Genomic DNA, 20,530 nt, shown 5'->3' on the forward strand with positions numbered 1-20,530 from the left:
GGCAAACTCACCCCGGTCGAGTTTGAGACCATCTACACCGCCGCACACGCGGCCTGACACCAGTCAACCCCGAGTGACAACCGAACTCTGGGCAGCCCCTTGTGGGGTTTGATGAAGATGTGCTGGCGGTGCCAGTCGAAGTAGGGCTCGCGCTGCGGGGTCCACCAGGTGCTGATGCGTCTGGTGAGCCGGTCCTTGACGAACTGCGCGACGTCCGGCGTGGTGTTGATGGCGTCGCTGGTCAGGATGGCGCCGCCGCGGTCGACTGCGATGAAGCCGTGTTCGAAGAGGCTGTCGCAGCCGAGCAGGCAGGCGAGCATACCGATGTTGTCAAAGTCCTTGCGCTCGTCTTCGGTGCACGCCGAGCGCTTCTTGATGTGGGCTCCGATGAGGAACGCGGGTGATAGGTGGTTGCCACAGAGCGCGCAGCTGCCGTTGGCCAGTTCGACCAAGCGCTGATTGAAGGCCGAGTGTTCGCGGCGCCAGCTGCTCGTTCGGGTTCCGTCGGTCGAGCCGTCAGGGGCGAAGGTCGACCGTGTGGTCCCTGACGACTGTCCAATTTGGGCGGTGGGGATGGTCAGCGCGTCGAGGTTGACCAGCTCGGCGAGCCTGTCGGCCTTGTCGCCGTCGACGACGGTGAACCCCTGGACGAAGGCGTTGTCGCTCCAGCTCAGCGCTTCGCGGATTTCTTCGATCGGTACGGAGATGTCGCGGAGGCTGGTCAGGGCGTACATGAGTTCCCAGGTCAGCCCGTCCTGGTTTCGTCCCCACAGGCGTTCGGCCAAGGGCTCGTTGCGGAATGTGAGAACGATGTGGCCGGCGAGGTAGAGGCGTTTCTCGCCGTAGAAGAAGACGGCATCGCCCGGCTCGAGGCGCTGCCACTTGGAGACGTTGGCATCCCCGCGGCGGGCTCATCAAGATCAGCTGTCTGGCGCATTGGCCGCGGGGCGGCGGTGACTCCGTTAGATGATGCTGTGCCCAATCGACGGGCGAAGCTGGTCCGTGCGACAGCGTGGCCGCGTATCCGAGAGGGACTTGCACCCCCACTGACAAAGACGCAGGTCAGGGTGCTCACGTGTTGAGCGGTTCTCAACACCTGCGCCAAAAACCCCAGGTCAAGTGCTTGACCTGGGGTAGATGCTGTGTCCGAGGACGGAATTGCACGCTAACTACACGCCTTCGGCTTCCCGACGTCGGGTGAGGGCGAGGCGCTTTTGCTGTCCTGCCTGTCCTGCCGAGGCCCCGTTTGGGACACCTCGGGCAGGACAGGCGGATCTGCCTTATGACCTGGGGAATCGGGCATTGGGTCAGGCCTGGGACGGGGCGCTGGCAGGTGTCCCACCCGTGCCCGGGGAATCCCGCGCTGCGCGCAAACGGAACTCGGCGTTGGGACACGACGACCCGTCCCGCCGATCGGCGTCGGCCCCACTCAGACGAAGCGTTTGAGGCAGCACCTGTCCTCTCGCATCAGTTGCTGGGCCGTTTACTCGGCTTGGTCGGCCCGGTCGTCGTGTCAGTAGACATGGACTTCGCATTTCTCCAGTGGGTTGGCTGAGTTTCTGTCAAGATAGTTTGGACACGCTTGTTGAGATGCCTCGTGATCGTCGCAGAGTCCATTTAGGACGTAATGTGGACCGCTCCGGCCCTGTTCGCACGAGCGGGAAACCGCGTGCGCGCCCGTGGTTGTGGCAGGACTTTCGGGTAGTGGTGTTGTCCCGATGTCTTCACCGCCTTCGGATCTTCCGGCGAGCCGGGCGAGGGGGGATACAACGGAGGTGTCCGAACTGGATCAGACACATTGGATTTGGTGACAATGCGCAAAGCGATGTTGACGCGATCCGCCAAGGCAGCTGGAGTGATCGGCGCCTTTGGCGTGGCGATCGCGCTGGGCTCCGCCGGGATGGCGCAGGCCGACGCGCCTGCGAAGTCGACGGTGTCCGCTGAGAAGGACGCCGGCGGCACGGTGACGGTGTTCGGCCGCGGCGGCTACAACTGATCCTGTCCTCGTTGAAGCTCGGGGGGGAGTTCGCGGTGAAGCGGGGTTGCCGGAGACGAATCCGGCAACCCCGCTCTGTTTTTCGGCGTCGTCCTGCTGTGATTCGCAGTGCCGAAGGGGCAGGTAGGACGGATGTTCGGGCAGAACCCGGCCCGGTGAGCTGTTTCGGTGCGGCACGCGTGCCATCGTTTTCGTGGCTGCGGCCGCACGGCGGCACTCCCGATCCGCTTGCGGAAGTCCAGCCTCGGAGAACGCGTCGAACGCCACGATTCAGCTGGTGTGCGAGGCGCGTTGTACAGCAGAGGGGTTTCTCGATGAGAAAGTTCGTGATCGGCGCTGTTCTCAGTCTCAGCGCGTTGGCGGCTACTGCGGCGCCCGCGGCCGCCGCCGGCTGGCAGTACACGGGGTACTGGTTCCACACCAAGGCCCAGTGCGAAAAGAAGTGGAGCGACATGCACGGTGGGCCGCAGAACCCGACCCCGCCGCACAAGTGCAAGAAGGCCGGCGACGTGTACCAGCTTTGGGCGTACAGCCTCTGACGATCCGGCGCTGAGCCGGACGAGTCCGCGAGGCCCTCTGCGGCGATGAACGCAGGTCCTCGCGGATCCCGATTCCGGTCCCACCGCAGAGTCTTTCGGCAGCGACCGGCTCTTCCGCAGGAATGCTCCGACTGTCCGCAAGAGCCCACTTCTGCCGATCGACGGGCCATCCGGGCACCTCGGTTTCGATGCTCATCCCTCCTCGCCGAAATGAGTTCCCCGACGTGCCGATGCCGCGAAGTGCTGCCCCCGCAGATCGCCGGAGATCGGCTTTCTCCCCGCGCCGCGCGGTCGACCGACTACTGTGGCGGCAGGTCGAGCGGGAGAAGCAGGTTCGAACGATGACTCAGGCTGATCGAGGCCCTGACCACCGCACCAACGGCCGGTCCGGTGGACCGCGGATCCTGGTCGTGGAAGACGATCCGACGGTCGCGCAGGTGGTGACGGGCTATCTGACCCGGGCAGGTTGCACACCGGTGCACGCTTCCGACGGCGCGATGGGGTTGGAGCTGGCGCGGCAGATGGCGCCGGATCTGGTCGTGCTCGACGTGATGCTGCCGGGGCTCGGCGGTATCGAGGTTCTGCGCGAGTTGCGCGAGTCCAGCCAGGTGCCGGTCATCATGCTCACCTCGCTGGGGGAGGAAGAGCACCGGCTGCGGGGCTTGGAATCCGGCGCCGACGACTACTTGACCAAGCCGTTCAGCCCGCGCGAGCTGGTGTTGAGGGTCCAGTCCGTGCTGCGCCGCACCGCCGCCGTGCCACCGGCCCCGGTCGAGGACGTGCTCCGCGCCGGGGCTCTGACGGTGGACGTGTCGGCGCGGTTGGTCAGCAAGGCCGGGCGCGAGCTGGGGATGACCGTGAAGGAGTTCGAGCTGTTGGTGTTCATGCTCCGCAACGCGGGCCGGGTGGTGCGGCGGGACGAGCTGATGCGCGAGGTCTGGTCGCACGACTTCGGAGATGCCTCCACCGTCACGGTGCACGTCCGGCGACTCCGGGAGAAGATCGAGGACGACCCGTCCCGCCCCGCGCTGCTGAAGACGGTGTGGGGTGTCGGTTACCGGTTCGACTCCCCTGATGCCGGGGCCGACGGACGATGAGCCTGCTGCTGATCGCGCTGATCGCGGTGTGCGAATCGGTCGGCGTGGGGCTCGTCGGACTGGTGGTCCTGCGGTTGCTCCGCAACTACCCGGTGGGGTACTCGCTGGTGGCGGTGATCATCATCACCGTGTGCGCGATCAACACCAGCACTGTGACCGCGGTGCTGCTCGAGGGTTCGGCGCAGCTGCCGGCCGGTGCTGTTCTCTCGGTCGTCCTGATCGCCGGTGCGGTGGCCATCGGCATCGGGGTGCTGCTCGGCAAGTCGGTGATGAACGGCAGCCGCCAGCTGGCCGAAGTCACCCGCTCGCTCGGCATGCAGCAGCGGTTCCGGCAGCCGGAGGACCTGCCGAGCTCCGAGTTCACCGAGCTGGCGCGGGAACTCTGGATCACCAGCGACAAGCTCGCCGAGTCGCGGCGGCGCGAGGCCGCGTCACGAGCCCGCGAACAGGCGCTCGACGCGTCCCGGCGTCGGCTGGTCGCGTGGATCTCGCACGACCTGCGCAGTCCGCTGGCGAGGCTGCGGGCCGTGACGGAGTCCATTGAGGACGGTGTGGTCGACGATCTCCAGGACTACTGCGGGAAGATCCGCGCCGATACCGAGATCCTCTCGGAGATGGTGGACGACCTGTTCGAGCTGTCCCGGATCCAGTCCGGCACGCTGCGGTTGAAGCCGCGGCAGGTGGCGCTGGACGACCTGCTCAGCGATGAGGCCGCGGCGCTCGAAGTGGTCGCCGGTGAGCGGGGGATCAGCCTGCGGGCGAGGACGATCGAGCCGGTCGTGGTCCACGTGGACGACCGTGCCGTGACGAGGGTGTTCAACAACCTGCTGGGCAACGCGATCCGGTACGCCCCGGAGGGGTCGGCGGTGACGGTGGACATCCGCGCGAGCACCGGCTGGGCGGTCGTCTCGGTGAGCGACGAGTGCGGGGGAATCCCGGAAGGCGATCTGAACTCGGTGTTCGACATGGGCTGGCGCGGGGGAGACGCGAGGACGCGCGGCAACAGCGGCGGCGGTCTCGGCCTGGCGATCGTGGAAGGCCTCGTGCAGGCGCACAACGGGACCGTGTCGGTCCGCAACGTACCGGGTGGCTGCTGCTTCGAGGTCCGCCTCCCGCTGCCCGCTCAGTAGCCGATCGTCCCCGGGGGCATCGAAACAGCAGGCCACGCCTGCACTCCCCAGTTATCCGGCCAGGTTCGCGGAGCCGCTGAGCATCGCGGCCGCGAGTTCGGTCCGCGAACGGTACCCGGTGCGGTTGAAGAGCCTGGTCAGCCGTCCCTCGACGCTCTTCTCACTGGTGCCCAGGACGGTGGCCAGTTGGGAGTTGGTCAGGCCTTCCGTGATGAGGGCGGCCAGCAGTCGCTCGTTCTCGGCGACGGTCGCACTGCGACCGGGCACTGTCATGTTGCGGGCGCGCATCTGCCCGCGCACTCGCCCGCGCGGGATCAAAGCGTCGAGTTCGCCGAACATCTCGTACGCCGTGTGGAGGAGTCGCTGGTGCCCGGCTCCCGATTCGGCGACGGCGGCGAGCGTGCTGGCGAGTTCGAAGGGGCGGTTGCGCGCTTCCGCGAGCTCGATGACCTCCGTCGCCGCGCCGGGATCCGGCTGGACCAGCAGCCGTGCGAGCAGTTGGTTGCGCCGCGCTCCGGTGGTGCCCAGCTGCGCCGCGATCTCGTCGAGCCGCGCGGCGCACTGCTGTGCGGCGTCTGGATTTCCGGCTTGGGACTCCGATTCGGCCAGCAGCAGCCACAGTTCGTCGGTGCCCGCGACGGTCCCGTTCTCGGCCGCGAGGGCGAGTCCTTCCTCGACGAGCTCCTTCGCCCGCGCGGTCGCGCCGAGCGTGCGTTCGAGCTCCGCTTCCGGGACGGACAGCAGGTGCGGCAGCAGGAGGTGGTGGGACCGGGCGTCCTCGAGCACCGTTCGAGCCCGGTTCAGCTGCCCGCGAGCGGTGAGGATCGTCGCCATCTCCCGGAACGTCGCGGTCCGCTCGGGGCCGTGGCCGTGCGCCGATGCTGCGGCCAGGTCCGACCGGGCGAGATCCAGCGCGTCGTCCCACCGCCCGGAGAAGCTGGCTCCGATCGCGACTTCTCGCTCGGGACAGTCCAGCCAGCCCGCGATCGAGAGCGTGCGGATCAGCACCGCGGCGATCGTGCCGGCCTGCTGGGTCTCCGGGATGGGCCCGCCGTTGACGAACGCGCCGGCTGCCTGGCCGATGATCTGTCCGAAGTGGGCTGCGGCGTCGTCGTAACGCGTGCTGTTCGTGGTGAGCAGGTCGTGAGCTTCCTTCCAGCGGTTGAGCAGGCAGAGCGCAGCGGCTCGGGTCACGATCCGGTTCGCCTCGCTGCCCGGCATCGATCGCCAGCCGTCCTGCGCGAGCTCGTGCAAGGCGGCCGCGTTGCCGCTGCTCGCCAGTCCGATCGCGTAGATGATCTGCAGTTCCTGCGAGGAATCCGGTGTGAGCTGGTGCGAGAGGCCGCGCAGCGCGGCGTCGGCGGCCTGGGTGGCGGGGCCGAAGCGCTGGTGCACTGCGCACGTCACGGCGTGCCGGTGCAGCGCTGCAGCGCGCTGTGCGGAGTCGGCGAGAAGCCTGGTCGCCGTCCACACCCACCGGTCCGCGAGCTCGCCGGCCTCCGGCCGGGCCGACGCCGCCAGCAAGTCCGCTGCGGTGTGCTCCTGGTCGATAGGCCTGCCCGCATCCACGAGCCGTTCCGGGAGGTAGTCGGGATCCGGGCAGAACGCGTTGCCGTCCCTGATCGCGTTCACGGCGAGCTGCGAGCTCCTGCGTCGTTCGAACGGCCCCAGGCAAGCGGTGAGCAAGGTGGCGAGCATCGGTGCGCGGAAGCGCCAGCTACCGGCCGGTCGCCCGGGCAGCACGACTCCCGCCGCCCGGAGCTCGTGCAGCGCGTCGAGGACTGCTTCCTCGTCGATGCCGACGGCCTCGGCGATCAGAGCCGGGACGGCGCCGCGCAGTGGATGCAGCACCGCCAGCGCCTTGATCACGGGCCAGGTCGGCGATTCCGACCGGTACAAGTCGACGAAGAGCGGGTGGGTGGCCGGTAGTTCGGGCGCGCGGTTCCCGACCAGGTGGGCCTGCCGGTCGACGACCCGCAGGCAGCCGGACCGCTGGTATCCCTCGACGGCGGCTTGCACGACGGCGGGAATTCCTCGGCCGGCGTTGCGGATCGACGCCGCCAGGCCGGGCGCGGGCTCGGCCCGCAGCAGGTCGGTGAGCACCTGCGCCACTGCCGGTACCGGCAGCGGGCGGAGCCGTTCCACGTGCACCGGTCCGCTCGTCCGCAGCGCATCGACGTCGGTGCCGGGTGTGCGAGCGGCGCACACGAAGGTGACCTGGGTGCCGGCCAACGCGTTGATCGAGGACGTCAGAGCAGCGAGGGAAGCCGGCCCGAGCCGGTGCACGTCGTCGAGGAAGACCACCAGGCGGGCGCGGCGACCGGCCAGGGCGGCCAGCAGCCGGCTCGACGAGTCGTCGCGGGAGGGCGGCAGACCCAGCTGGTCGGCGATCACCGCCACCAGGTTCGGCGGGGCGAGGTCTGCGCGGGAGATGTGGGCGTCGGCTGTCGCGACTTCGAGCTCGGTCAGCTTCTCGCGCACCTGCGCCAGGACTGCGCTGCGGCCGATCCCGGCCGGCCCGGTGACCAGGACGACGGGCGTGCCCGGGCGAGCGCAGACGTCGAGCACGCGGGAGACGACCTCGTCGCGGCCAATCGAACGGGCACCCGACCCGCGCGTTCGGGCAGAGGTGTCCCCCGGGACTGTGCCGGTGGTGGCCACCTGCGGCAAAGTCGGCAGGACGAGCTCGCCGGGCTGTTGCGGCGTCAATGCGGGAGTGAGCACGATTCCAGTATTGCCAGTGCCGCGAGAATTGATCGTGTGGAAATCATGAAAAACTTATTAAAAGTTTCTTTCGCGGATGTTGGCGAATTCGAAAACATTGCCAGTTTCTAAAATGTGTCATTCATGATCCTTGGCGCGACATGATTTCCGAGGGCTCGACGCTAATGTCCGCTCAGCGCTTGAAGAAAGCGATGGCAGCGGACGATTAGGGCGGTCGAGCATGGGGCGGGAACAACTGCGGATCAAGGGCCGGGATGACGCGATCGCGGTGCTGCGGTCGGCATTGCGGTCCGGTGCGCAGCGCGGTCGGCTGGTGGTCGTGCGCGGTTCCGCGGGAATGGGGAAGACGCGGCTGCTGGCCGAAATGGGCAGGTGCTGGCGCGCCCAGGACGTGCGGGTCGCGGAGGTTCGCACCGGGGGCCTGGCGAGGCAGGACCGCTACGGCATCGGTGCGGTCGTCGATGCGCTCCGCCGGGACTTCGACCGGTTCGGCGATCCCGGTCTGATCGATGGGATAAGTGCGCTGGTGCAGTTGCGCCGGGATGAGAACGCGCGGTTCCCCGCGGCGGTCGCCGAGCTGAACCGGGTGTTCGGCCGGATCGGCCGCCTCGGCTCGACCGCAGTCCTCCTCGACGACGTGCTGGAGATCGCTGATCCCGCGCTGCTGCTGACCGCGGCGCGGCGTCCCGGTTGCCTGCTGGTGGCGTCGGTGCGAGCGGATGCCGAACCGAGCCGGGCCGCCGCGGAACTGCTCGAAATGGCCGACGAAGTGCTGGATCTGGCGCCGCTGACCGCCGAGGACATCGACGCGGCGACTGGTGGCGAACTCGACGAGGGCGTCCACCGAGCGTTGCGCGCGGCGCTGGGACAGCTGTACGGCAACCCCGGCACGGTTCTCGCCACGCTGGACGCGTTGCGCGAGCAGGGGCGGCTCACCGCTGCGGGCACCATGGCCGACGAGACCTCGCCCGTGGCTCTGCCGAGCGACCACGACCTGCTGCGCCGGGCCAGTCGGCTCGGCGATCTCGGCGCGCGGCTGCTGTCCGCGGCAGCGTCCGACGACGCGCTGGACGTCGACGACCTCCTGTCAGCGGCGAGCACTTCGGGCGATGACCCCGTCGAGTGCGGGCGGATGGTGGACCGGCTGGTCGAGAACGGGCTGCTGGTGGCCGATCCGTGGGGGCAGCTGCGCTGCGCCTGCCCTGCGCTGGCCGCTGCTATCGCGGCCGAGGAACGTGCCCCGCTGCGGCGGCTGCCCGTCCGGCGCGGTGCGGTGCCGGCGCGAGTTCCGTCCGAAGAGGACTCGATGGTGGTCCCGTTCGAGAGGCCTGCGCTGGTCCGCGAGCACGGTGGTGCACCTCGGTCGGCGGCCTCGCACTCGCAGTCCTGGTCCGCCACGGAGGAGCGGATCGTCGAGCTGATCAGCGCGGGGCTCACCAACCGGCGGATCGGTTCGGCGCTGGGGTTGAGCGAGAAGACCGTGGAGAGCCACGTGACCCGGCTGCTGGCCAAGTCGGGATGCCGGTCCCGCGTCGGTTTGGTGGTGAAGGCGAACCGGGAGGCCCACCTCGGGCACGGCGCCGGTGCGGCGTTCGGCCGCCCTGCGGCGTGATTCCGCCTGCCGGGCTGGCCGCGCGGGACGACCGCGCTCGCGCGGCGTGACCGTGTCGGACGGGTGCCCTCGCTGGGCGATTCGTCCTAAGTGGATCTTTCGGGCAGGGAGCCGGACGAAGGTATCCGCTCCGTCGCTGCCGAAAGCCGGAGTGAGCAGGATCCGCACCCAAATTATTTCCCGGTTAGGAGAAGTTCTCGATGAGTCAACCAGCGGCCGAGGAGTACCGGAAGGATCTGAGCACTCGGCACATCAACATGATCGCGATCGGAGGGGCGATCGGTGTCGGGTTGTTCCTCGGTTCGGGCAAGGCGCTGCACCAGGTCGGTCCCGGTCTGATCCTGATCTACGCGATCGCCGGTGTGATGATCTTCTTCGTCATGCGGGCTCTGGGCGAGTTGCTGATGTACCGCCCGGTGAGCGGTTCCTTCGCCGAGTACGCGGGTGAGTTCGTGAGTTCGTGGGTCCGTGGGCGCGGTTCGCGGTCGGCTGGGGTTACTGGCTGGTCTGGATCGTGACGGGCATGGCCGAGATCGCCGCGGTGGGCAAGTACTTCCGGTTCTGGTTCCCGGAGCTGCCGCAGTGGATCCCGGCGTTGGGTGCGTTGATCGTGCTCAGCGGGGTGAACCTGATCGCGGTGAAGCTGTTCGGCGAGTTCGAGTTCTGGTTCGCGCTGATCAAGGTGGTGGCCATCGTCGGGTTGATCGTGCTGGCCGCGGCGATCCTGGTGTTCGGCTTCAGCGACCTCGGTCCGACCGCGTCGCTGACGAACATCTGGTCCGAGGGAGGCCTGTTCCCCAACGGCGGCGTGGAGGCGTTGATGGCCTTCCAGATCGTCATGTTCGCGTTCGTCGGTGTGGAGATGGTCGGGCAGACCGCCAGCGAGAGCAGCAACCCGCGGAAGGTGTTGCCGCGGGCGATCAGTTCGGTGATGTGGCGGATCCTGATCTTCTACGTCGGCGCGCTGATCGCCCTGACCGCGCTGGTGCCGTGGTTCCAGTTCCCGGTTGACGGCAGCCCGTTCGTGCACGCGTTCACCCTGATCGGCATCCCGGCAGCTGCGGGCGTGGTCAACTTCGTGGTGACGACGGCGGCGCTGTCGTCGTGCAACAGCGGCATCTACTCGACCGGCCGGATGCTGCGCACGCTGTCCGAGGACGGTCAGGCGCCGCGAGCAGTGGGGCGGCTCAGCGGCCGATCAGTGCCGGCGCGGGCGATCGCGGTAACGTTCTGCGCGATGCTGATCGGCGTGGTGCTCAACGTCTTCGCGCCGGAGGAGGCGTTCACCTACATCACGAGCGCCAGCACCACCGGTGCGATCTTCACCTGGGCGATGATCCTGATCGCGCACATCGGCTACCGCCGCAAGGTGGCACGTGGCGCGCTGCCGAATGGTCCGTTCCGGATGCCGTTCGCGCCGTGGTCGAACTACGTGGTGCTGGCCTTCCTCGCGATGGTCGCGGTGCTGCTGGCCTTCGACGAGGAGACCCGCATCGCGCTGTACATCGCGCCCGTCCTGGCCATCGCGATCGTCATCGGCTACCTGGTGTCCGCGCGGAAGTCCTCGGGGCGCGGGGAGGACACCGACGTCTTCCCGGTTCTCGCCGACCCCTCGCGCGGCCCTCAACGCCGCTGATCGCACGAGGAACGTGACTGCTGTCCGGGAACAGCGGACCACCGGGCGGAAAGGTCCGCGAAAGACGTGAACGTGCGGTTGCCGTGGATCACGGCAACCGCACGTTCTCATCGGATCTTCCCGAGTCAAAGTCATTAGGTATCAATGACTTTCGTGTCAGAAGGGTGTCCGATGGTTCCCGGTGTGGCTGAGGAATCGATGATCGCGGATTGGCCGCGTTCCCGGGATTCTGCGCGCGGCCGCGCGCGAAGGACGTTTCAGGCGGGCTGAGGTTGCGCTTCGGTGACCAATTCAACTCGTGGGCATCCGATTCGACCGTTGAGCGTCTTGATGAGTGAACAGTCGGTCAATGAGAAGAGGTAGACCATGGCTGCCAAGTCCCACCGGATCATCGCCACCGCCGCGGTAGTGGGTGCCGCCGGGTTGTCCGCGCTGACCGCTGGTTCGGCGATGGCCGACCCCGCAGATGTCCCGTGCACCAGCAACGACCTCAACATCACGGTGACGAAGGACCTCGCCCAGCCCGGTGAGTTCGAGTCGTTCCTCGTCAAGTACGCCGCAGCCGGCCCGGACACGAGGTGCACGCTGCAGGGGCCACCCCTGCGGGTGGGCTTGTTCGGCGAATCGGGCCCGGTGCCGGGAGTTTCGGTCGAGTCGGACGACAGCCCGGGGGACTCGGTCCTCGTGGAGGGGTCCATGTTCGGGATCTCGCGGATCTCGCAGCGAACCGCGAATCCCCCCAACCCGGTGATTCCGGCCTCGGTCGAGTTCGACCTCCCCGGCGTTCCGGCTGGGCCGGGCTCCCACGCGGTCGCGGCGTGGCCCACCGGCGAGCCGATCAAGGGTTCCGCGCCGTACGCGACGCCGATCGTGCAAAGCGCGGCGGACTGAGCGCCTAGGAGCGCTGTGCTTGCCAGGTGAGGGGAATCCCGCCTCCGCTCGTCGAAGCCCGCTCGGTCGGCGTCGGCTGCGGCGGCCTGTGGCGATTGCCCCACCGGTCTCCGGATCGGTGGCGTGTGCGGCCAGACTGCTCGTGGTTCGGAGGATGAGCGCGGATGTACCAGGCTGAACCGGCAGCGCGTCGAGTGCGTCCGCGTGCTGCGGAGGAAGCGGCGGAGCGGGTCCGGGTCGCGGTGTGGGCAGCGGATCCCATCACCTTGAACGGCTTGACCCAGGTCCTCATGGAACGCGTCGAGATCTTCGTCGCGACGAGCGAGCTGGCGGAGGAGGTGGACGTGCTGCTCTTCGCCGCCGACCGGGTCACCGCCGAGTGCATGGCCGTCATGCGCCGGTCCGCCGCCAGGTGCACCGCGCCGGTGGTGCTGGTGACCGGAGAGTTCGACCGGTCCCACTTGCTGGGCGCGGTCGAGTGCCGAGTGGCGGCGGTGCTGCACCGCAACGCGGCCACCGAAGATCGGTTGGTCAACGCGATCACGGCTGCGGCGAACAGAGGTGGGGCCTTGCCGCCGGACCTGCTGGTGCAGGTGCAGAACCTGCACGAGGAGGCGCCGCACGACCTGGACGTCGCGGGCATGACCAGCCGCGAGATCGAGGTCGTCCGGTTGCTGGCGGACGGGCTGGACACCGAGGAGATCGGGAACCGGCTCTGCTATTCGGAACGCACCGTCAAGAACATCATCCACGTGATGACGAGTCGGCTGAAGGTCCGCAACCGATCGCAGCTGGTCGCCCACGGGCTGCGCGCCGGGGATCATCTGACCTGCGCTCCCCGGCGGTCCGCCCGAGTTGGGTCCATTGAGGACTGATTTTCCGGGAATGGCGGAGGCAAAGACACTTTCGAAGCCATACCGTATGCCCACCCAAAGGTGCGCGTTCGCCGTTTTCGAGATGTTGGTGCTCTGCTGCCTGTGACCAGATGTGGGCTTTTCGGGGCAATTCTGGTCGAGCGCAAGGGCATTCCGCCCTCGGTCGTGGCCGGCACGCGTACTGGAAGGCTAACTTGCGTTGGGCGGGGGAGTGACTGAGATCTTCCGGGGTGGTCGTTCCCATCGTCCCGCCCGACACCGGAGAACGCCCCGGACCTGCTGAGGGAGGATGACATGTCCGTCACCGACACTGCTGCCATTGCCCGCGACACGTCGGGACTCGCCGCCGATGATCTGGAGCAGGTGCTGTTCCACCTGGGCTCGGCCGTCGACCGCGTGCAGACGACCAAGATCGTCGCTCACCTGGACGCCGGACGAGTTCTGCCGGCGGCGGAGCTGCTGGCGGCCATCGCGGTGGCGAAGCAGCGAACGGTGTCCCGCGAAGACCGCCACGTCCTCCGCTGGACCATCGAAGCGGGCAACGGCGACCTGACGAACGTCCGCGTCCTGGAGTCGCAGGCCGTCGAGGCCGGGCCCGGCGGAGTTCATCGACGCTGAACGAGCCGGTGCCGCCCGTTGACCGGTGTGCTGCTCGCTTCCGGTCCGGGCAAAGTGGGGGATATCCCGGGAAGCCACCAGCCGTGCCGCTGACCCGTGCTTGTTCCGCAGACTCGTGATGACCGCTCCGCCTCCTCCTCGCGAGGGGCGCGGTGCACTGCTTCTCGTGGTTCAGGTTCGGAGGATGAACGAGGATGACTTCGCAGACCGGATCGATGACGCGCCCGGTGAACCAGTCGGCCGGGCAAGAGCCGGATGAACGGCTGCGGGTGGCGGCGTGGGCGACCGATCCCATCACGTTGAACGGCCTGACCCAGACGCTCATGGCGCGGCTGGAGGTGTTCGTGGCCGCCGATGAGCTCCCCGGAGACGTGGACGTGCTGGTGTTCGCCGCGGACCGGGTCGACTCCGAAACCGTGGCCACCCTGCGCCGGGTGACCGCTCGGTCCGCTGCGCCGGTGGTGCTGGTGACCAGCGAGCTCGATCAATCCCACCTGCTGACCCTGGTCGAGTGCCGGGTGGTGGCGGTGCTGCACCGCGGCGCGGCCACCGAGGAGCGGTTGGTGAGCGCGATCGACGTCGCGGCGAAGGGCGGCGGAGCGCTGCCGCCGAACCTGCTCGGGGACCTGCTGCGGAAGGTCCAGGACCTGCAGCAGGAGGTTCTGGCGCCGCTGGGCCTGAACTCCGCGAGCATGACCCCGCGCGAGATCGACGTGGTGCGGTTGCTGGCGGACGGGTTGGACACCGAGGAGATCGGGAATCGGCTGTGCTACTCGCAGCGCACGGTGAAGAACATCATCCAAGCGATGACCGGCCGCCTGAAGGTGCGCAACCGGCCGCACCTGGTCGCCTACGGCCTGCGCACCGGCGTCATCTGACGGCTCGATCAGCGACACCACCGGGCGAGGACGCTGACCTCGCAGATCCGGCGCAACGCGCCCAATCCCTGGATCGTGCTTCAGTCGATCGCACCGTCCGGTGCAGTTGCGCTGCCGCGCAGCTGTCCCGTCGATGATGCACTGCGGTTTCAGAAATCATTCTCATCGGGCAGTTCTCCCGCTGTGCTGGCGAATTCACGCCGACGTGGTGAACGGGTCGGCGTGCGATGCACTGAGCGGAGTGCACGCCTCCCGAAGTGATTTCTCGATACTGTGGTGTCAGCGATGGCCACTTACAGGGGATGGGAACGCTGTGAAGGGTCTGGTCAGAGCTTCGAGAGAAGACTCCGGCCAGGCCCTTCGGCGTTTCCTGGCGACGCCGCAGTCGATAGTTCGCCAGCGCACCGATCGGCGGACCGGAATCCCGCCGACCTCATCGCCCGCATCGTCGTCATCGATCAGCGTCGACGGATGTGGTCGCCGATGGCCTCGATGAGTCACTGGGCAGTGCGGCGTCCGGCCTTGGACCTGGGAGGGGCTCGAACGTGGTGTGGACCACGCTCAGGGTTTCGCCGTTGAGGTCGAGAGCGTTGGTGCAGAGCCCGGCCTCGCCCCCAGCGCAGGGTCGTGCCGGTGGTGGGATAGGACGGGCGGTCGGTCGTGGGGTGGGGCGGCGGCCGATCTCAGAGCTTTCTCCGGGAGCTGGCCTTCACCGATGGCTTTCCGGTGGTTTGTCGCCGCGTGTCCGGCCGGGTCTCGTCCGAAGCTTGCTTCGGCGGCTGTCCCGTGGGTGATGGTGCGAGCGGAGGGGGCGGTCAGGGGCAGAGTTGGGTTCTGCCCGGAGAAGGCCGACGTGGCAGTCCTGCGCGGTCCCCGTCTCGTCTGCGGTTCTCTGTCCGATGAGGATGGTGGTGCGCGGCCCGTGGTTCAGGTGGTTTGAGTTCGGCCATGTGGGGCTGGTCGGACAGTTCTGGGTCGGTTGGGGCTGTTGTTGGTGGGTGTGGATAGCAGTGGTCCCGGCCGGGAGTTCCTGGCCGGGACCGATTTCATCTGCTGTGCGATGTTGGGTTAGGTGTTGGCCTCCTCGGTGGAGCTTTCGATCACCTTGCGCTGGCCGCCTCCGCGGCCGATCTCGACCCGACGTGGCTTCGCTTCTTCGGCGACCGGCACCGTCACGGTCAGCACGCCGTCCTTGTAGTCGGCGGCGATACCGCTGAGGTTCACGCCCTCGCCCATCATCAGCTGTCGGCTGAACGTGCCTCGAGGTCGTTCGGCGGCCAGGTAGCTCGGCTCGCTCTGCTCGCTGCCTCGCACCGCCGTCTTGCGCTCGGCGCGCACGGTCAGCGTGTTGTTCTCCGTGATGAGATCCAGCGAGTCCGGGTCCACACCCGGCAGGTCGAACTCGATCACGTAGTGATCACCGAGACGGTAGACGTCCATCGGCATCGCCTGCGGCGCCCGGGTGGCGTTCAACACCTCATTGGCCAGTCGGCTGAAGTCGCGGAACGGGTCGAACTGCAACAACTTCCTCACTCCCCTTCCGAAGGAACCCGTGATCAGACCCGAAACGAGAACTTCCGAAAGACAAGCAGCTGTACGTGCGGTCCCCACCTCCCAGAACGAAGAAGGTTTGATCCGGACACCCCTATTTTGCGAACCACAGCCCCAGGTTTCAATCCTCGCTGTCACCCACAAGGAGGAATTTCGGGGTGGTTCCGCGCTTCGGTCAGCGCTGGAGGAGGCCCCGGTGGTCGGCACCTCCGCGTCGGAAGTGCCGACCACCAGGGGTGTCCGCTGCGGAGCGACGTGGGCGGCCCCGCGGGTGCGTTGCCGTTTGCTCCCGAGCGCGGTTCGGTGCTTCCCGTTTCACCGCGGACAGGCCCGTCGTCACTCGGCGCAGCGGAGTTCGTCCGGCCCTGCTCAGCTGGGGCCGGTGGGCGGCGTGCCGGGGCGGTCCGGCAGGTGCGGTGCGTTCGGCGTGCCGGGGCGGTCCGGCAGGTGCGGTGCGTTCGGCGGGGTGGGGCGGTCGGGCAGGTGCGGTGCGTTCGGCGGGGTCGGGCGGTCCAACTCGGCTCGGACGGCCGCCTGGCCGGTCGAGGTCGGCACCGCGGCGGATGCCGGTTGGGCCAGGAGCAGGGAGGCCAGTGCCGCCGGGATGAAGGTTGCCGCGGCCGCGGCCGAAGCAGTGCGCTTGCGCATGGACCAACTCCGTTCAGGGCGTTGTCTTGGTGGTGGCGCTGCGTGCAGCGTCACGGCGATGTTGCTCGAACCGGCCGTCGCGGAGCGTGCGGTGCTCGGCCGAATCGGGGAATCCCTCGCGAACACGTCGTCCCGCACATCGGTTGTGCCAGATCGTTTTCCCCGGAGATGAACTTTCCGTCCACGATGGAATCTGCGACCTCGCGGTCTTCATGCGCAGCCCGGTGTTGCGGGCGGCGACGCCTTCGGAGGTGGCATCGATTTTCCGTTTTCCGTGGAAAGAGGCGGAGTTCTGGCGAGCGGTGTCCACCCTGTGGGAATCCTGTTCGGCACAGCGGGAAAACGATCCCGGGCGGTGTGATCGGGCAGTGCTGTTACCCGGATGTCATCAGCCGGACGCGGATCGCGGCCCGATCGGTGCCGCGCCTGCTTGACTTGTCCGGCAAGCGAAAACCGTTGAAAGGACTAGTCGATGCAGCAGGCCACCAAGCGCTGGATGGGGCGTGGAATCGCCCTCGCCGTGGCGGCGGGCGCCACGCTCACCATGGCGACGATGGGCACTGCGCAGGCCGCCGCTCCGGGCGTCCTGAAGCTGTGCTCCAAGGGGTCCTACGCCTCCTACGCCTCGTTCCCGGAACGCGGCGGCTTCGCCACCTACGTCGTCCCGAGCGGGAAGTGCGACACCTTCGACTTCGGTGGTAACCGGCCCGAGCGGGTGGACATCGTCCAGTCCGGCGGTCGCGTCATCGGGTCGGTCACCTACGACGGTCGTGCCGGGCTGAACATCGCCACCGTCGACGGGCCGAGCTTCTACCCCTTCTGACGGGGCCAGCCGGAGGCCGAACTGCGCCGCTGCCGCGAAACGCGGTGGCGGCGCAGTCGTGTGCGGCTGCCGGTTCCGGCCGATGTGCACGGCGGCCCGGTCCCGCCCCTTGGGAGCCCGGCACTGTGTACGGACGGGCACCACTTCGAGGGGTGCGGGGGCACCTGCCCGTCCGGGCTCTTTCCCGATAGTGTGAGATTCAGCGATGATCTCCTGACAGGGATGGGGGTGGCAGGTGCGCCTGTTCTCGGCCCGCGGTCGATCGGATCAGCCGCCCGGCGACCACGGCTCGTCGCAACCCGCCGGATCCGGTGCGAGTTCGAGCCCCTTCCCGATCGACGACCGGCCGACCGCGCCCTTGAAGAGGGTGGAGCGGCGCCGGGACCAGAAGCTGCTGGTGCTCGCTGGCCTCGGCGGGCTGGTGCTCATCGCGGCCCCGGTCGTGGTGTTCAGCCAGGCGATGGGAGAGCCGGGCCCGCTCGGGGCCAGCGTTGAATCCCTCGAACCCGCCGGGACGGATTCAGCCGCCCCCGTGCCGACCAACGTCTCCCCGCTGCCCGGGGCTTCGGTCCTCCTGGACAGGTCCGGGCGGCTCGTGCTGGTGGCGAGCGGTCAGGACGACCAGGTGCTGAGGAACTCGCAGTCCGCGCTGTCGTCGGCGCCGGAAACCACCGGGTGGGTCAACACGGGTGGCAGTGCCGCGGGCGACCCGGTCCTCGCGATGAACGCCGATGGCGAGCTGGTGGCCTTCGTCGTCGGCACCAACGGTGCACTGCTGGAGAACTACCAGGTCAGGCCGAACTCCGATGACTCCGCGGGTTGGCGCGACCTCGGCGGGGAGCGGCTGGTCGGAACGCCCGCCGTGGCGCAGGACGCCGAGGGCAGGCTGGTCGTGGTGGTCCGGGCCGCCGACGGGGCGCTGCGGAAGATCCAGCAGACCGAGCCCGGCGGCGACGTCTGGACGCAGTGGCAGCCCCTCCCGGTCCCCGCCGCCCACGATCCCGCGCTCCACCGGGACTCCCAGGGGAAGTTGCGGATCTTCGCCTCCGGACCGGACGGGCAGCTGCGGACCATCGCGCAGACCAGGCTCGCCGCCGACGAGTGGAACGCCCCGCAAGACCTCGGCCGAGGCGCCGCCGGGCCACCCGCGGTGACCATGGACAACCTGGGCAGGCTCCGGGTCTTCGCGCTCGACGCGGACGGCTCGCTGCTGCACGACGTCGAGTCGGACGCCGCGTCGGACACCTGGCAGGGCTGGCAGAGCCTGGGCGGTCAGCTGGTGGGCAGGCCGTTCGCCGTCACCTCGGCCAGGGGCTCGGTGGCGGTGTACGCGCTGAACGTCCACGGCTCCCTGCAGGAGATCTTCCAGGTCGGCAAGCAGCGGGAGAAGTGGGGCTCCTGGAACGACCGCGGCGGTAGCATCGCCAAACTGGTTTCCGTGGCCCAGGACGTGCAGGGCAGGCTCGCCGTCTACGGGATCGGCAAGAAGGGGACCATGGAGCAGACCTACCAGTCTGTTCCGGCCGGTCAGTGGACGAGCTGGCAGAGCGGCCTCGGCGGAGTCTTCCCCACCAAATGACGCACCCAGCGGCGGGCGCGCCGCTGCTGCGTGCGCACCGGTGTGTCGCGTTCGCGCGGCAGTGAATCGCGGCTGACACCGAACGCCGTCTCCCGATCCCTCGGACATCGCGTCGCGGATTCGTGATCGCCGATCCCCGGTGGCTCCACGGCTTCGAGATGTGCCAGGCGTGCGAGAACGGGCAACGCTGACTGTTTTTCGTGCAGGGCGGCACCGGTACGGCTGGGCGCGCGGCGAACCCGGCGGAAGACTTGGCAGGTGCCCGCGTCCGCGAGTCGGCCGGTCCGCCGAGCGACCGCGGGTCCACTAGAGACCGGAGGAGCTCCTCAATGGCAAACATGCCGAATGTGCAGACCTCGCAGCCGGGAATGCAGCAGGCTGCGCAGATCTTCAGTGACCGGGCCACCGAGTTCACCCAGGAACTGCAGCGCGTCAACACGATGATGGCGAGCCTGCAGGGCAGCTGGACCGGTACCGCGTCCACGAACTTCAACACCGCCATGGACAACTGGGAACGCTCGTTCCAGACGATCATCAACAAGCTGATCAACATGATGGACGTGATGGGCGTCAACACCAAGGACTACGTGTCCGCGGAGGACAACGCGGCCAGCACCGCCCAGTCCTTCTCCTCGGCCCTGCCCGGCGTCTGACGCGCATCCCCTTCCCGATTCGTAAGGAGTGAAGGTTGTCCGACTACAGGTTCGACTTCAACGTCGCGGACATGACCCTGGACGAGATGAACGCGGTCAACGGCCGCGTGAAGAACGCGCTCGCGGATATGGAAGCCCAGGTCGAGCGCTCCCTCGCGGACTGGACCGGTGTGGCCCAGGACGCCTACTGGTCGGCCAAGGCCGAGTGGAACCGGCAGGCCGCGCAGATGCCGGTCTACCTGGAGGCGGGGCGCAAGACCCTGCTGTCCATCTCGGACAACTACGGCACCACCGAGCAGCGGGCCAAGCAGATCTGGGACAGCAGCCGGGGCTGACCGGACGCGATCCGCGGTCCAGGCCGCCGGGGAGGTTTCGGCCCTCTCCGGCGGCCGTTCGCGGCGGGAAACCGGCAGGTTCTGATCAAAGTGGAGGTGTGCGATGGCCGAGCAGAAGACGGGTCTCGACTACTACCTGGACAGCGATGCCTGGAAGGACACCGAGGTAGCCGACTGGGACAAGGTCGACGCCTACGTCGAGCAGGGCTGGCTCACGGAGCAGGACCGGGAGTACCTGCACGCGTACGGCAGCATGGCGGCGCTCAGCCCGGACAGCGCGGGCGGGTTCTCCGAAACCGACGCGGCGTGGAGCAAGTACCTCGAGGTCAAGGAGGAGCACGAGGACGACCCGCTGTTCAACGAGGACGCCAAGGCGGAGGAGATCCCGACTCCGGACTGGGACGACGGCCCGCAGGACGGCAAGGACTACCACCAGGACACGCCCTTCAAGGTCCCGGGGACCGAGGAGACCCCGGTGGGCGAGGTGCCCGACGTGCCGGGCGACAACGGTGAGAACAAGGGCGGCGAGAAGGTGATCGGCGTCAACACCAAGGCGCTCAAGGTGTTCGCCGACAACGTGGAATCCCTGCGCGAGCTGATCGCCAAGGCGAAGACGAAGACCGACGACGTGGACGTCAAGCCGGGCGGCTTCAACCTCGCCTACCAGATGCGCGGCAAGATCATGGGCGCCGAGAACAAGGCCGGTCTGAAGAACGACGTGCGCAGCTACCTCGACGAGCTGGACATCACGTTGCGCAACGTCCGCGACGAGGTCCGGAAGCTGGTCGTCGACTACGACAGCACCGAGGAGCTGAACAAGCTCACCGCCGAGAAGCTCGGCACGATCATGGACGACTCGTTCAAGTTCATCAACTCGAATTCGAAGCCAGCGGCGCCCTGACGGGTTCGGCACCGGTGGTGGATCGCGGCCGTGCCGTTCCGGCG

At 68.1% G+C, this 20,530-nt stretch carries 21 protein-coding genes; 16 read left to right on the forward strand and 5 right to left on the reverse strand.

Features of this window, described 5'->3' with window-relative positions; genetic code table 11:
• Nucleotides 1–32 precede the first annotated feature (32 nt).
• Nucleotides 33–785, reverse strand: a complete 753-nt coding sequence (locus ACWCO2_RS22110) for a hypothetical protein (protein WP_450129646.1) — start codon at nt 783–785, stop codon at nt 33–35.
• Between the two features lie 1,040 nt (nt 786–1,825).
• Between ACWCO2_RS22110 and ACWCO2_RS22115 the strand changes: the two genes are divergently transcribed.
• The 4 genes from ACWCO2_RS22115 (at nt 1,826) to ACWCO2_RS22130 (ending at nt 4,762) form a co-directional block, all read left to right on the forward strand.
• Nucleotides 1,826–1,996 (forward strand): hypothetical protein, encoded by a 171-nt coding sequence (locus ACWCO2_RS22115; RefSeq protein WP_450129647.1) that lies wholly within the window; start codon nt 1,826–1,828, stop codon nt 1,994–1,996.
• A 314-nt stretch (nt 1,997–2,310) separates the two neighbouring features.
• Nucleotides 2,311–2,535 carry a hypothetical protein gene (locus ACWCO2_RS22120; protein ID WP_450129648.1) on the forward strand — a complete coding sequence of 75 codons (225 nt, stop codon included), beginning with the start codon at nt 2,311–2,313 and terminating at the stop codon, nt 2,533–2,535.
• Nucleotides 2,536–2,876: 341 nt separating this feature from the next.
• Entirely contained in the window at nt 2,877–3,632 is a 756-nt protein-coding gene (locus ACWCO2_RS22125; RefSeq protein ID WP_450129649.1) for a response regulator transcription factor, read from the forward strand.
• Nucleotides 3,629–4,762, forward strand: a complete 1,134-nt coding sequence (locus tag ACWCO2_RS22130) for a sensor histidine kinase (RefSeq protein ID WP_450129650.1) — start codon at nt 3,629–3,631, stop codon at nt 4,760–4,762. The genes ACWCO2_RS22125 and ACWCO2_RS22130 overlap by 4 nt, the downstream gene beginning before the upstream one ends.
• A 51-nt stretch (nt 4,763–4,813) precedes the next feature.
• On the opposite strand, the gene ACWCO2_RS22135 is transcribed toward ACWCO2_RS22130, so the two are convergent.
• Nucleotides 4,814–7,486, reverse strand: coding sequence for an AAA family ATPase (locus tag ACWCO2_RS22135; RefSeq protein WP_450129651.1), 2,673 nt, complete (start codon nt 7,484–7,486; stop codon nt 4,814–4,816).
• Nucleotides 7,487–7,706: 220 nt separating this feature from the next.
• Here ACWCO2_RS22135 and ACWCO2_RS22140 point away from each other — a divergent pair, with 220 nt between their 5' ends.
• The 7 genes from ACWCO2_RS22140 to ACWCO2_RS22170 all read left to right on the forward strand — a co-directional run bounded on the left by ACWCO2_RS22140 (nt 7,707) and on the right by ACWCO2_RS22170 (nt 13,996).
• Complete coding sequence (locus tag ACWCO2_RS22140) at nt 7,707–9,098, forward strand: helix-turn-helix transcriptional regulator (RefSeq protein WP_450129652.1); 1,392 nt, start codon at nt 7,707–7,709, stop codon at nt 9,096–9,098.
• Nucleotides 9,099–9,298: 200 nt separating this feature from the next.
• Nucleotides 9,299–9,616 carry a hypothetical protein gene (locus tag ACWCO2_RS22145; RefSeq protein ID WP_450129653.1) on the forward strand — a complete coding sequence of 106 codons (318 nt, stop codon included), beginning with the start codon at nt 9,299–9,301 and terminating at the stop codon, nt 9,614–9,616.
• Nucleotides 9,559–10,734 carry an amino acid permease gene (locus ACWCO2_RS22150; RefSeq protein ID WP_450129654.1) on the forward strand — a complete coding sequence of 392 codons (1,176 nt, stop codon included), beginning with the start codon at nt 9,559–9,561 and terminating at the stop codon, nt 10,732–10,734. Before ACWCO2_RS22145 ends, ACWCO2_RS22150 begins: the two co-directional genes overlap by 58 nt.
• A gap of 366 nt (nt 10,735–11,100) precedes the next feature.
• Nucleotides 11,101–11,625, forward strand: a complete 525-nt coding sequence (locus ACWCO2_RS22155) for a DUF4232 domain-containing protein (RefSeq protein WP_450129655.1) — start codon at nt 11,101–11,103, stop codon at nt 11,623–11,625.
• Nucleotides 11,626–11,789: 164 nt separating this feature from the next.
• The gene (locus tag ACWCO2_RS22160) at nt 11,790–12,500 is read left to right on the forward strand and encodes a helix-turn-helix transcriptional regulator (RefSeq protein ID WP_450129656.1); all 711 of its coding nucleotides are present in this window, start codon (nt 11,790–11,792) and stop codon (nt 12,498–12,500) included.
• 294 nt (nt 12,501–12,794) lie between these two features.
• The gene (locus tag ACWCO2_RS22165; RefSeq protein WP_450129657.1) at nt 12,795–13,118 is read left to right on the forward strand and encodes a hypothetical protein; all 324 of its coding nucleotides are present in this window, start codon (nt 12,795–12,797) and stop codon (nt 13,116–13,118) included.
• 194 nt (nt 13,119–13,312) lie between these two features.
• Entirely contained in the window at nt 13,313–13,996 is a 684-nt protein-coding gene (locus ACWCO2_RS22170) for a helix-turn-helix transcriptional regulator (RefSeq protein WP_450129658.1), read from the forward strand.
• 1,068 nt (nt 13,997–15,064) lie between these two features.
• On the opposite strand, the gene ACWCO2_RS22175 is transcribed toward ACWCO2_RS22170, so the two are convergent.
• The 3 genes from ACWCO2_RS22175 to ACWCO2_RS22185 form a co-directional block, all read right to left on the reverse strand.
• Nucleotides 15,065–15,520, reverse strand: a complete 456-nt coding sequence (locus ACWCO2_RS22175) for an Hsp20/alpha crystallin family protein (protein WP_246025507.1) — start codon at nt 15,518–15,520, stop codon at nt 15,065–15,067.
• A 396-nt stretch (nt 15,521–15,916) separates the two neighbouring features.
• The gene (locus ACWCO2_RS22180) at nt 15,917–16,195 is read right to left on the reverse strand and encodes a hypothetical protein (RefSeq protein WP_450129659.1); all 279 of its coding nucleotides are present in this window, start codon (nt 16,193–16,195) and stop codon (nt 15,917–15,919) included.
• Between the two features lie 13 nt (nt 16,196–16,208).
• The gene (locus tag ACWCO2_RS22185) at nt 16,209–16,505 is read right to left on the reverse strand and encodes a hypothetical protein (RefSeq protein WP_450129660.1); all 297 of its coding nucleotides are present in this window, start codon (nt 16,503–16,505) and stop codon (nt 16,209–16,211) included.
• Between the two features lie 162 nt (nt 16,506–16,667).
• On the opposite strand from ACWCO2_RS22185, the gene ACWCO2_RS22190 reads away from it, so the two are divergent.
• From ACWCO2_RS22190 to ACWCO2_RS22210, 5 genes are all read left to right on the forward strand, one after another.
• Nucleotides 16,668–17,018, forward strand: coding sequence for a hypothetical protein (locus ACWCO2_RS22190; protein WP_450129661.1), 351 nt, complete (start codon nt 16,668–16,670; stop codon nt 17,016–17,018).
• Between the two features lie 235 nt (nt 17,019–17,253).
• Nucleotides 17,254–18,597 (forward strand): hypothetical protein, encoded by a 1,344-nt coding sequence (locus ACWCO2_RS22195; RefSeq protein ID WP_450129662.1) that lies wholly within the window; start codon nt 17,254–17,256, stop codon nt 18,595–18,597.
• Between the two features lie 329 nt (nt 18,598–18,926).
• On the forward strand, nt 18,927–19,250 hold the full coding sequence (locus ACWCO2_RS22200) for a WXG100 family type VII secretion target (RefSeq protein ID WP_450129663.1): 324 nt from the start codon (nt 18,927–18,929) through the stop codon (nt 19,248–19,250).
• Between the two features lie 35 nt (nt 19,251–19,285).
• Complete coding sequence (locus tag ACWCO2_RS22205) at nt 19,286–19,585, forward strand: WXG100 family type VII secretion target (protein ID WP_093153734.1); 300 nt, start codon at nt 19,286–19,288, stop codon at nt 19,583–19,585.
• A gap of 103 nt (nt 19,586–19,688) precedes the next feature.
• Nucleotides 19,689–20,486, forward strand: coding sequence for a hypothetical protein (locus ACWCO2_RS22210; protein WP_450129664.1), 798 nt, complete (start codon nt 19,689–19,691; stop codon nt 20,484–20,486).
• Nucleotides 20,487–20,530: the final 44 nt, after the last annotated feature.

The organism is Saccharopolyspora sp. NPDC002376 (assembly GCF_053593195.1).

What these genes read in the sequence shown, in the direction of transcription:
- ACWCO2_RS22155 (WP_450129655.1), top strand. Translation starts at nt 11,101, where the DNA reads ATGGCTGCCAAGTCCCACCGGATCATCGCCACCGCCGCGGTAGTGGGT.
- ACWCO2_RS22165 (WP_450129657.1), top strand. Translation starts at nt 12,795, where the DNA reads ATGTCCGTCACCGACACTGCTGCCATTGCCCGCGACACGTCGGGACTC.
- ACWCO2_RS22160 (WP_450129656.1), top strand. Translation starts at nt 11,790, where the DNA reads ATGTACCAGGCTGAACCGGCAGCGCGTCGAGTGCGTCCGCGTGCTGCG.
- ACWCO2_RS22170 (WP_450129658.1), top strand. Translation starts at nt 13,313, where the DNA reads ATGACTTCGCAGACCGGATCGATGACGCGCCCGGTGAACCAGTCGGCC.
- ACWCO2_RS22180 (WP_450129659.1), bottom strand. Translation starts at nt 16,195, where the DNA reads ATGCGCAAGCGCACTGCTTCGGCCGCGGCCGCGGCAACCTTCATCCCG.
- ACWCO2_RS22190 (WP_450129661.1), top strand. Translation starts at nt 16,668, where the DNA reads ATGCAGCAGGCCACCAAGCGCTGGATGGGGCGTGGAATCGCCCTCGCC.
- ACWCO2_RS22145 (WP_450129653.1), top strand. Translation starts at nt 9,299, where the DNA reads ATGAGTCAACCAGCGGCCGAGGAGTACCGGAAGGATCTGAGCACTCGG.
- ACWCO2_RS22115 (WP_450129647.1), top strand. Translation starts at nt 1,826, where the DNA reads ATGTTGACGCGATCCGCCAAGGCAGCTGGAGTGATCGGCGCCTTTGGC.
- ACWCO2_RS22140 (WP_450129652.1), top strand. Translation starts at nt 7,707, where the DNA reads ATGGGGCGGGAACAACTGCGGATCAAGGGCCGGGATGACGCGATCGCG.
- ACWCO2_RS22200 (WP_450129663.1), top strand. Translation starts at nt 18,927, where the DNA reads ATGGCAAACATGCCGAATGTGCAGACCTCGCAGCCGGGAATGCAGCAG.
- ACWCO2_RS22210 (WP_450129664.1), top strand. Translation starts at nt 19,689, where the DNA reads ATGGCCGAGCAGAAGACGGGTCTCGACTACTACCTGGACAGCGATGCC.
- ACWCO2_RS22130 (WP_450129650.1), top strand. Translation starts at nt 3,629, where the DNA reads ATGAGCCTGCTGCTGATCGCGCTGATCGCGGTGTGCGAATCGGTCGGC.
- ACWCO2_RS22120 (WP_450129648.1), top strand. Translation starts at nt 2,311, where the DNA reads ATGAGAAAGTTCGTGATCGGCGCTGTTCTCAGTCTCAGCGCGTTGGCG.
- ACWCO2_RS22125 (WP_450129649.1), top strand. Translation starts at nt 2,877, where the DNA reads ATGACTCAGGCTGATCGAGGCCCTGACCACCGCACCAACGGCCGGTCC.